Origin of the sequence: Solirubrobacter phytolaccae, from assembly GCF_027587195.1 — a bacterium.
In the GTDB taxonomy this organism is placed as follows: Bacteria; Actinomycetota; Thermoleophilia; order Solirubrobacterales; family Solirubrobacteraceae; genus Solirubrobacter; species Solirubrobacter phytolaccae.
Genome location: NZ_JAPDDP010000065.1, coordinates 36,753 through 46,256 on the forward strand (window position 1 = coordinate 36,753; position 9,504 = coordinate 46,256).

The 9,504-nt window shown below is 71.1% G+C and carries 10 protein-coding genes and 1 pseudogene; 6 read left to right on the forward strand and 5 right to left on the reverse strand.

All coding sequences use genetic code 11. The annotated features are described in order from the left end of the window. Nucleotides 1-119 precede the first annotated feature (119 nt). Complete coding sequence (locus OJ997_RS27015) at nt 120-431, forward strand: hypothetical protein (RefSeq protein ID WP_270028412.1); 312 nt, start codon at nt 120-122, stop codon at nt 429-431. A 525-nt stretch (nt 432-956) separates the two neighbouring features. Here the strand turns inward: OJ997_RS27015 and OJ997_RS27020 are convergent. The 4 genes from OJ997_RS27020 to OJ997_RS27035 form a co-directional block, all read right to left on the reverse strand. Continuing rightward, nucleotides 957-1,904 carry a ribonuclease HII gene (locus tag OJ997_RS27020; RefSeq protein ID WP_270028413.1) on the reverse strand — a complete coding sequence of 316 codons (948 nt, stop codon included), beginning with the start codon at nt 1,902-1,904 and terminating at the stop codon, nt 957-959. A gap of 352 nt (nt 1,905-2,256) precedes the next feature. After that, nucleotides 2,257-3,654 (reverse strand): sensor histidine kinase, encoded by a 1,398-nt coding sequence (locus OJ997_RS27025; RefSeq protein ID WP_270028414.1) that lies wholly within the window; start codon nt 3,652-3,654, stop codon nt 2,257-2,259. After that, complete coding sequence (locus OJ997_RS27030; RefSeq protein ID WP_308213591.1) at nt 3,651-4,343, reverse strand: response regulator transcription factor; 693 nt, start codon at nt 4,341-4,343, stop codon at nt 3,651-3,653. Before OJ997_RS27030 ends, OJ997_RS27025 begins: the two co-directional genes overlap by 4 nt. A gap of 52 nt (nt 4,344-4,395) precedes the next feature. After that, on the reverse strand, nt 4,396-4,734 hold the full coding sequence (locus tag OJ997_RS27035; protein ID WP_270028416.1) for a YybH family protein: 339 nt from the start codon (nt 4,732-4,734) through the stop codon (nt 4,396-4,398). 70 nt (nt 4,735-4,804) lie between these two features. On the opposite strand from OJ997_RS27035, the gene OJ997_RS27040 reads away from it, so the two are divergent. From OJ997_RS27040 to OJ997_RS27055, 4 genes are read left to right on the forward strand one after another with little or no spacing between them, the layout of a single operon-like run. Next, complete coding sequence (locus tag OJ997_RS27040) at nt 4,805-5,650, forward strand: LysR family transcriptional regulator (RefSeq protein ID WP_270028417.1); 846 nt, start codon at nt 4,805-4,807, stop codon at nt 5,648-5,650. A gap of 6 nt (nt 5,651-5,656) precedes the next feature. Continuing rightward, nucleotides 5,657-6,628 (forward strand): LLM class F420-dependent oxidoreductase, encoded by a 972-nt coding sequence (locus OJ997_RS27045; RefSeq protein ID WP_270028418.1) that lies wholly within the window; start codon nt 5,657-5,659, stop codon nt 6,626-6,628. A gap of 11 nt (nt 6,629-6,639) precedes the next feature. Then, entirely contained in the window at nt 6,640-7,668 is a 1,029-nt protein-coding gene (locus OJ997_RS27050; RefSeq protein ID WP_270028419.1) for a hypothetical protein, read from the forward strand. After that, complete coding sequence (locus OJ997_RS27055) at nt 7,665-7,979, forward strand: hypothetical protein (RefSeq protein ID WP_270028420.1); 315 nt, start codon at nt 7,665-7,667, stop codon at nt 7,977-7,979. Before OJ997_RS27050 ends, OJ997_RS27055 begins: the two co-directional genes overlap by 4 nt. A gap of 37 nt (nt 7,980-8,016) precedes the next feature. On the opposite strand, the gene OJ997_RS27060 is transcribed toward OJ997_RS27055, so the two are convergent. Next, nucleotides 8,017-9,054, reverse strand: a complete 1,038-nt coding sequence (locus OJ997_RS27060; RefSeq protein ID WP_270028421.1) for a zinc-dependent alcohol dehydrogenase — start codon at nt 9,052-9,054, stop codon at nt 8,017-8,019. A 76-nt stretch (nt 9,055-9,130) separates the two neighbouring features. On the opposite strand from OJ997_RS27060, the pseudogene OJ997_RS27065 reads away from it, so the two are divergent. Next, nucleotides 9,131-9,504, forward strand: a pseudogene (locus OJ997_RS27065) (hypothetical protein); the annotation flags it as partial.

Genomic DNA, 9,504 nt, shown 5'->3' on the forward strand with positions numbered 1-9,504 from the left:
AACGTCCACTCGTCATGTCCTCGGAGCTCGCACCGGTTGTCGGCTGACGGGAGCGGCGTAACCGTCGAGAAGCACCGCTCTGCTTCGCCGTCGCGCTCAGGTTGCCGAACGACCACACCATGCAGGATTGGGGCATCGAGTCTGCCGACGCGGAGCGGCTGGAGGAGTTCGTCGAGTTCGCTCAGCGTGAGCTCTCTGCCGCCTGGCACCCGGAAGTCGTTCGGGACGTCGTCGACCTGCTTCTGGAGTCCGCAGGAGACACACTCAGCGAGGACCCCACCTTGGAACTCGCGCCACTACGCAAATGGCTTGTCGCGAACGTCGCGCAGCTACAACGCGCTTTGTCGTACTGGATCGGGCTCGGCCCGGAGGAGTGGCCGATCGTCGCGAAGCTCGAGGCCTGGGGTCTTCGAATCGTCTTTGCGCAGTGACCCCCTCCGATCCTGCGCAGAAGACGCGAAATCGTCGAAGGGAATCACATTCGATTGCACGTGGAGCCGCAGTTTGGCTCGACACCACGTCGGGCGGCCGGGGCGCATCACCGTCGCCGGCGCGGCGCCGACTCCGTCGCTGGCGTCGTCGACCCCCTGGGCCCGCGCCCGCAGGTCAAGGGGTTTCCCTCATAGTTCGGCTCAGGCGGGCGCGAGAGGGTGCGTGAGACCGTTCACCACCGAAAGGACGCACCCGTGTTCACCGCTCTCCGCCGCACCTTGGCGCTGTTCGCCCTTCCTGCCCTCGCCATGGTCGCCGTGGTCGCCCCGGCGTCCGCCAACGCGACTCCGGTCGGGAGCGGATCCGTCTCCGCCGCGCCGATCTCTGCCCCGACGCAGGGGATCATCATGAGCGACGGCAGGATCTGCAACCCACGTTGGGGTTGCTGATCCACGATCGTTGATCGTGAAGCCATCGGCACCGCCGACGGCTTCCCCCGGCAGCGATGTCGCTCGGATCGGCCACTATCCCTCTGGCAAGATGCTGCCTTGGCGGGCGGTGTCAATCTCGTCGGACTCGTCGCGCGGGCCGTCACCGAGCAGGATGCGCCGGACGAAGGCCTCGCGCTTCTCGCCTCTAAGCCGGGCTTCGTCCGTCCAGTTGCGGTCAGACAACGTCTGGTGATCGAGGAGGTACTGCGCCTTCTCGGCGTCCGGCAAAGTCTTCCATCCCGCCGCCTTCTTCTTCGTCGGCTGAGTTGTTGCTGCCTCGACCTGCTCGACCGGCCTTCCAGAATCGTCACCGGCTTCGACGGAGGTCGGGAGCGTTGCGTTTCCCCTGTCGACGTTCTTGCGGCCGGGTGACGCTTTCCAGCGAACACTTCGCCGATGGGCTGGCGAGAGACCCAATTCGACGGTCGCCGCCACGTGCGCGGGCGTGATGTATCCCTTGTGCACCGCAAACCCGTAGCCGGGGTATTGGTCGTCTAGCTGTCGCATGAGCCAGTCACGGGTTTCCTTGGCGACGATCGAGGCCGCCGCGATCGCTGCCGACGTTTGATCTCCTCGCACGATCTGCCGCGGAGACGTCGCGCCGCCTTTGAGCTCGAACCCGTCCACCAGGTCCGCTGAACCGTCCACCGTCACGGCGTCGAGCACGCAGCCAAGCGCGCGCATGTTCGACATGTGCAGCCCTTCACGGTCGATCTGAGTTGCCGGGACGATCGCGGTCATGACCATGTCCGCCATCTCGAGAACGACCGGCAAGAGCGCGGCTCGCCGCCGCGGAGACAGCTTCTTGGAATCGTTCAGATCCGCCAGCCGCGCGACGCCGTCCGCATTCAACCGCTCGTAGTCAAACCGGACTGCGGCGGCAACCAGCGGTCCGGCCATGCAGGCACGCCCTGACTCATCCGCACCGCAGACGTACCGGACGCCTTGAGCCCGGTCAAACGCAAACAGAGAATCGCTCATCAGGCGCCAGAAGGTAACGACGCAGCCTGATCCGTTCCCGGGGGCCGTAGAGACGTGGAGCGCGTCGCCAACACCTCGAGAGCGGTCGGCGCTGCTCCGGGATGCCTGCAGTCATCCGCGACCCTTGCTTTGCATGCACGGCAGCGCCGCACGCGGCCGAGCGCTCGCGGGGGCGTGGGCGCAACGAACCTGTCGCATAGCGAAGGGTTCGTTACTTCGACGCGTCGCAGACCCTTATTCGACGGTGATCGACGATGGAGCTTCTGTGGAAAAGCACGCATTCCGACGAGGCGAAAGGCCACGCCACCCCATCGCCGCCTCCCTCACGCGCGATGCCAACCGCCCAACGACCTCAGCGCGCCGGCAGGCGCACCTGGAACGCCGCGCCGCCGCCCGGGGCGTTCGCCGCCGACACGGTGCCCCCGTGCGCGTCGACGATCCCCGCGACGATCGCGAGGCCCAGGCCGGCGCCGCCCTTGCCGCGCTCGCGTCCGGCCTCGGCGCGCCAGAAGCGCTCGAACAGCGCGCCCGGGTCCTGGCCCGGCAGACCGCGGCCGTGGTCGCGCACTTCCAACGCGACTGTCTCTTCGTGCCGCTCCACGGACACCTCGATCGGCGTGCCCGAGGGCGTGTGCACCAAGGCGTTGCGGAGCAGGTTGGCGAACACCTGGCGGAGCTGGTCGGCGTCGCCGGTCACCCAGCCGTGGTCGGCCTCCAAAGTGATCGTGCGATCCGGCGCCGTCACGCGTGCGTCGTCCACCGCGTCCGAGGCCAGGACCGCCAGGTCGACCGGGACGTGCGGGGCCGGGCGCACCTCGTCGAGCCGCGCCAGCGTCAACAGGTCCTCGACCAGCACGCCCATCCGCGCCGACTCGTCCTCGATCCGGCGCATGGCCTTCGCGACGTCCTCATCAGAACGCGCCGCACCCATGCGGTAGAGCTCCGCGTAGCCGCGGATCGACACCAGCGGCGTGCGCAGCTCGTGCGACGCGTCCGCGATGAAGCGCCGCAGCCGCTCCTGGGAGGCCTCACGCGCCGCGAACGCGTCCTCCAACCGATCGAGCATGCGGTTCAAAGCCGTCCCGAGCCGGCCGACCTCGGTCCGCGGATCGGTCATCTCGACTCGATGCGACAGATCGCCGCCCGCGATCGCGGCCGCGGTGTGCCCCATGCGATCCAAGGGCAGCAGGCCGATCCGCACGACCACCCACGCGAACGCGCCGACCAGAGCGAGCACGCCGCCGATCACGAGCGAAAGCACGAGCAGGAGCCGGTCGAGCGCTTGGTTGGTCGCGCTCAAGGGGATCGCGGCAACGGTCACGGCGTTGTCGCCGAAGCGCTGCGCGAGCACGCGGTAGTCGCCCTGCGGGGTCTCCACCGTCGTGGCGTCTCCCAGCGCGATGTCGGCCGGCAGCTCGGGCGACTCGCCCGAGTCGTCCGGCCCGAGGAACTCCGAGTCCACGACGGTCCCGGACGCGTTGCGCAGCTGGCCGAACGTGTCGCTGGGTGCGCCGCCACCCGGAGGCGGTGCACCACGTCTCCCGCCGCGGTAGGGGTTCTTGGAGGAGCCGCCGTTGCGCTCCATGAACTCGTGCTGGAGCGCCGGGACGGCGGAGGCCAGCTGCTGGTCGACCCGGTCGAGCTGGAAGGAGCGCTGGGTGGTGTAGGTGATCCCGCCGACGAGCAGCATGCCGACGGCGGCCAGCGCGAGCACCCCCGCGACGAGCCGCCCCCGAAGGGAGGCGATCATGCCCGCGGAACCCGCAGCGTGTAGCCGACACCGCGCACGGTGTGGATGAGGCCCGGCCCGTGCTGGTCGAGCTTCTTGCGCAGGTAGGAGATGTAGGTCTCGAGCACGCGGGCGTCGCCGCCGAAGTCGTAGTCCCACACGTGGTCGAGCAGCTGCGCGCGCGTGAGCACGCGGCGCGGGTTGAGCATCAGGTAGCGCAGGAGCCGGTACTCGGTCGCGGTCAGCTCGATCGGCTCGCCGGCGCGCGCGACCTCGCGCGTGTCCTCGTCGAGCTCGAGGTCCTCGAACGACAGTCGGCTCGACTCCGCCTCGGCCTTGCCCGTGCGGCGCAGGACGTTGCGCACGCGCGCGAGCAGCTCCTCAAGGCTGAAGGGCTTGGTGACGTAGTCGTCGCCGCCGCTCGTGAGCCCGCGGATCTTGTCCTCGGGCGCGTCACGAGCGGTGAGGAAGATGATCGGCGTCCCGGCCCGTTCGGCGCCGAGGCGCTTGGCGACCTCGAAACCCTCCATGTCGGGGAGCATCACGTCGAGGACGATCAGGTCGGGGCGGAAGGCGGCGACCTGGGTCAGGGCCTCGGAGCCGGTCCCCGCCGACTCCACGGAGAAGCCCTGGAAGCGAAGGGCCATCGAGATGACGTCGACGATGTTGGGCTCGTCGTCAACGACGAGGACTCGGCTGGACTCGTTCACAATCCCAGTATCGGCTCGCTCCCTGTGAGTTTCCTGGGAGGAGTCTGAGGCGTTACCGCGTGAAGTCCGGGCGGTCCAGCACGCGCAGCCACGTGCCGTCCGGCTGGCGGCGGACGACCTGGGCGCGCACGCCGGCCTCGTCCTGGGCCGGGGTGGCCGTGAGCGCGAGGTCGCCGGCGATCAGCGTCGTCAGCGGCTCCTCGTACTCGAAGTGCGGCTTGCCGGCCAGCATCCCCTCGTACAGCGCGCGGATCGCGGCGTGGCCCTGGGTGAGCCGGCCGGGCGGGAAGGCGATGATCGCGTCGGGCTCGTACAGGGCGACGAGGCCGTCGACGTCGCCGGCGTTGACGCGGTCGACGAAGGCGCGGGTGAGATCTTCGGGCTTGGTCATGCACATCAGGGTCGCCGCGAATCGCCATACGCACAACAGCTGGTTGTGATGCGAGCTAGCATCGCTGCGTATGGAGCTGCGGCAGCTGGAGTACTTCGTGGTGGTGGCGGAAGAGGGCAGCTTCACGCGCGGCGCGGAGCGGGTGCTGGTCGCGCAGTCGGGCGTGAGCGCCCAGGTCCGCCGGCTGGAGCGGGAGCTCGGGGCGGAGCTGCTCGTGCGCGGCGGCCGCCGCGTCACGTTGACCGAGGCCGGCGCGGCCGTGCTGCCGTTCGCTCGCGACGCACTCGCGGCGACCCGCGGCGTCCGGACCGCGGTCGAGGAGCTCACCGGGTTGCTGCGCGGGCAGGTGCGGATCGGGATGATCACGGCCGGGCCGGCACAGCTGCTGACCGGCCTCCTCGCCGACTTCAGCGCCGCGCATCCCGGCGTGGAGATGACCCTGGTCGAGATGCCGTCGGACGAGTTGTTCGCGGCGGTGCGCGCCGGCGAGCTGGACCTCGCGTGCGCGTCGCTCGGCCCGGGCGCGCCGGAGGGCCTCGAGACGCACGTCGTGATCGACGCGCCGGTGGTCGCCGCGGTCGCGCCCAGCCACCCGCTCGCGGCCCGCACCCGCATCACCATCGACGAGCTCGCCGACCACCCGCTCATCTGCCTCCCGCGCGGGACCGGCATCCGCGCGCTGCTCGACGCCGCCGGGCTGCAGGCCCGGGTCGCGTTCGAGGCGAGCGACCCGGGCGTGCTCGCCCAGCTCGCCGGACGCGGGCTGGGGGTCGCGGTGCTGCCCGAGCCCGCCGTCGGCGACCTGCACGCGCTCGAGCTCGGGCTCCGCGGCCAGGTCGCGCTGGCCTGGCGCGCAGGCGGTCCGTCCGGTGCGGCCGCCCGTGCCTTCATCTCACTCGCCAGGGGTAGCGTCTGAAGCACCATGCGCGCACCCTTTGAGCTCGACCTGCACGTCCCGAACTTCAACTACCCGGACGTCGCGCCCGACGCGCTCTTCGAGAAGCTCGTCGAGATCGCGACCGCCGCCGAGGAGTCCGGGTTCAGCTCGCTCTCGCTGATGGACCACCTGCACCAGATCGGCCCCGTCGGCCCGCCCGAGAACTTCATGTTCGACGGCAACACGATGCTCGCCGCGATCGCCGCGCGGACGTCCTCGATCCACCTCGGGCTGCTGGTCGGCGGCGTCACGTACCGCAACCCGGCGCTCGTGGCCAAGATCACCACGACGCTGGACATCATCTCCGGCGGCCGTGCCGTGCTCGGCCTCGGCGCCGCCTGGTTCGAGGAGGAGCACAAGGCCTACGGCTACGCGTTCCCGCCGCTGAAGACGCGCTTCGAGTACCTCGAGGACGCGCTGAACATCACGCGAGCGATGTTCACGCAGGACGTCGCCACCTACGCCGGCACGCACTTCCACGTCGAGAACGCGTTCAACAACCCGAAGCCGATCCGCGGCGACATCCCGATCCTGATCGGCGGCAGCGGCGAGCGCAAGACGCTGCGGTTCGTCGCCAAGTACGCGGACGGGTCGAACCTGTTCGGCGACGTCGAGCGCGTCAAGCACCTGCTCAGCGTGCTCGAAGGGCATTGCGAGGACGTGGGCCGCGATCCGGCGGAGATCACCAAGACCCGCATGGGCACGGTGTACATCGCGCCGACCCACGAGGAGGCCGTGGCCAAGTTCGAGCCCGTGCTGTCCGGCGCCGCCGACCCGGAGCGCGCCCGCGCGAGCGCCTTCGTCGGTGAGCCCAGCGAGGTCGCCGAGCAGGTGCAGGCCTACCTCGACGCCGGCCTGGACGGCATCACGATTACGATCCCCGACGTGCACGACATCGAGACGGTGAAGCTCGCCGGTGAGACGCTCGGGGCGGTGATCGGGACTCGCACCGCGTAAGCCCCGAGGACGTGCGGCGGATCGCCGCGATCCGCAACCCCGTCCTGCGCAACCTCGAGATCACCCATGCCTACTCGCTGCTGTCCGCCGAGATCGCGGCGCGCGGCGGCGTGGGCGCGAACTGGTGCACGTTCGCGACCTGGGCCTCACGCCAGGCGGGCCGCACGATCCGCGGCGAGGACGCGCTCGGCTACATCGAGCAGCGGCTGTGCGTCGGACGCTCGCTGCTGCACCCCTTCCGGTCGTTCGGTCGCTGGCTGCTGCGCAAAGGGCTGTTCGACAAGTCCTCGCGGCTCGGTTCCGCCATGGCCCGGCTGCGGACGCCGTTCGACGCGGTCGAGCTGGCGAGCGACGCCGTGGCGCGCGGGAACCTGAAGGTGTTCGCGGAGATCGGCTACGAATTCGCGCGGTGGCTGCGGGAAGACGCCTTCGCGGTCGACGCGCCGCTGCTCCAGGTCGCCTTCGCCTCCTACGAAGCCGCGTTCGTGGAGGAGGATCCGAAGCGCCGCGCGGAGCTGATGCTGCGCGCGAACCTGAGCATCGGCCTGCACGAGCAGACGCGCCTGCAGCCCGAGATCGGCGAGGCGCTCGACGCGCCGTACGTGACCGCCGAGGAGCTGGGCCGGATGCTCTGCGGCACGTCCCGCCCGCGGCTCGCCAAGGCGGTCGGCGCGCTCGCGCTCCCCGCGCAGAGCTTGGTCGCACGCTTCTCGCGCGAGGTCATCACGCACTCGCTGATGGTGCTCTCGCTGCCCGGGCGCATCCTCGCGCTCGGCACGCACCTGGAGGACGCGTACCCGGCCGACCTGCACGAGCTGGTCGAGCCCGAGCTGATCGCGCTCGTCTCCCAGTACGAGCCCGTCCCGCCCGCGCCCGACAACTGCGGCGCCGAGGACTGGGCGAACCTGGAGCAGCGGATGCACTACATCGTCCACCTGTTCCGCGTCTTCCACGTCGACGCCCAGCTCGCCGGCCCGCCGTTCAGCGCGTCGCAGGTGGAGCGCTTCCTGGCCGGCGTCGTCCCGGAGGGAGACCTGTGACCGACGAGCTCGACTGCCGCCTGTTCGTCGCCGGCGCCGGCGACCGCGACGCGCTGACCGCGCGGCTGCGTGACCTGCTCGGCCTGGCCGCCGATGGCCGCTGGCTCACCCGGGCGGACTTGACCGTGCTCGTGGACAAGAACCCGTACAGCGGGGAGTTCGCGCCGTACCCGCTCTCTGTCGAGTGGTACTTCGAGCCGGACGTCACGCGCGAGCTCCGGATCGAGCAGGTCGGCAGCGCGATGCTGGCGGTTCGCGCCGCCGGCGGCCGTGTCCTTGCCGCCTGCGACTACGAGGACGAGCTGCCCTAGCGACTGCGCTTGTCGCCGACGAAGTCGGCTGCCGCGTTCAATCGCCGGGCTCGATCAGGACCTTGAGCGAGCCCGGGTCAACGAGCCGCTCCAGAGCGTCCCGCGTGTCCTCGAGCGCGAACGCGCGGGTGACCAGCGGCTCGGTGAGCACCGCGCCCGAGCCGATCAGGTCGATCGCGCCCTGCCAGTAGCCGACGGAGCCGAGCACGCCGATCAGGTCGATGTCGCGGACGACCAGGCCGTCCCAGTCGAACGGGATCTCCGGCGCGCCGGAGAGGCCGAGCGCGACGACGGTGCCGCCCGGGCGCACCGCCGCGAACGCCGCGCGGATCGCGCCGGGGCCGCCCGCGCACAGCAGCGCGACGTCCGGGCCGTCGAAGGTGGCGGCCGCCGCCGCGGCGGCCGCGACCGGGTCGTCCCACTCCGCCTCCCGGCCTTCGAAGCGCGGGAAGCCGAGGCCCGCGCCGAGCAGCAGCCGGTCCTCGCGCGTGTCGCTCACGGTCACCGAGGCGGCGCCGTGGGCGCGGGCGATCTGCGCGGCGAGCAGGCCGATCGGGCCGATGCCGATCACGACGACGTGCTTGCCCGCGACCTGGCCGCGCGTGACGCCGTGCAGCGCCACCGACGTCGGCTCGACCAGCGCGGCCTGGCGTGACGAGAACGGGACGACGTGCGCGTAGGCCGCCGGGAAGACCATCCGCGAGGCCATCGCGCCGTCCATGTGGACGATGCCGGTCTCGGTCCGGCGGGCGCACAGGTGCGAGCGGCCGGCGCGGCAGCGCACGCAGACGCCGCAGCCGATCGCGACCTCGCCGACGATCTGGTCGCCGGGCGAGAAGCCCGTCACGCCCTCCCCCACGTCGACGACCACGCCCGTCCACTCGTGGCCGGGCACGATCGGGTACTCGGCGATCCCCATCCGGAAGTACGCGAGCGAGCCCTCGAAGATCTCGACGTCGGTGCCGCAGATGCCAACCGCGCTGGGGGCGATCAGCAGCTGGCCCGGCGCGGGCGCAGGGTCGGGCCGCTCGACCAGCTCGAGCCGTTCGTCGCCATGGAACTCGATCGCACGCATTTGAACAGTCGTCTAACCAACTCCGGACGGGTGATGATGGTGGCAAACCGCGTGCTGACATAGCGTCGCCAGGCGAATGGCACTCGTCGCTCCGCCCACGCCTGCGCCGGCCCAGCCCGTTCCTCCCGACGTGGAGGCCCGGGTGCGCGCGCTGGGGCGGCAGATCGCGGCCGGCCAGGCGAAAGCCGGCCGGAGCCGCACCCGGGTGCTCGAAGACCGGGGCATGGAGCTGCTCTCGCGCGACCCCGCGTTGCGCGCGGCGCTCTTCCGCCTCGTCGACGTGGCGCCCGCCACGGCCGGCCGGCGCGACCTCGCCGCGCACCTCGCCTCTCTCCTGGGCGAGGCGCACGAGTCCGGCGCGCCGGCCGGAGCACTCACCGAGGGCGGCGGCGCGAGTGCCGGCCTGCTCCGGCGCGCGAGCCGCACCGCGCGTGGCGCCGCGACCAGCCG

Excerpts from the sequence above, each read along its gene's own strand:
- OJ997_RS27025 (WP_270028414.1), bottom strand. The coding sequence starts at position 3,654 with ATGATCGCCTCCCTTCGGGGGCGGCTCGTCGCGGGGGTGCTCGCGCTG.
- OJ997_RS27040 (WP_270028417.1), top strand. The coding sequence starts at position 4,805 with ATGGAGCTGCGGCAGCTGGAGTACTTCGTGGTGGTGGCGGAAGAGGGC.
- OJ997_RS27020 (WP_270028413.1), bottom strand. The coding sequence starts at position 1,904 with ATGAGCGATTCTCTGTTTGCGTTTGACCGGGCTCAAGGCGTCCGGTAC.
- OJ997_RS27060 (WP_270028421.1), bottom strand. The coding sequence starts at position 9,054 with ATGCGTGCGATCGAGTTCCATGGCGACGAACGGCTCGAGCTGGTCGAG.
- OJ997_RS27035 (WP_270028416.1), bottom strand. The coding sequence starts at position 4,734 with ATGACCAAGCCCGAAGATCTCACCCGCGCCTTCGTCGACCGCGTCAAC.
- OJ997_RS27045 (WP_270028418.1), top strand. The coding sequence starts at position 5,657 with ATGCGCGCACCCTTTGAGCTCGACCTGCACGTCCCGAACTTCAACTAC.
- OJ997_RS27015 (WP_270028412.1), top strand. The coding sequence starts at position 120 with ATGCAGGATTGGGGCATCGAGTCTGCCGACGCGGAGCGGCTGGAGGAG.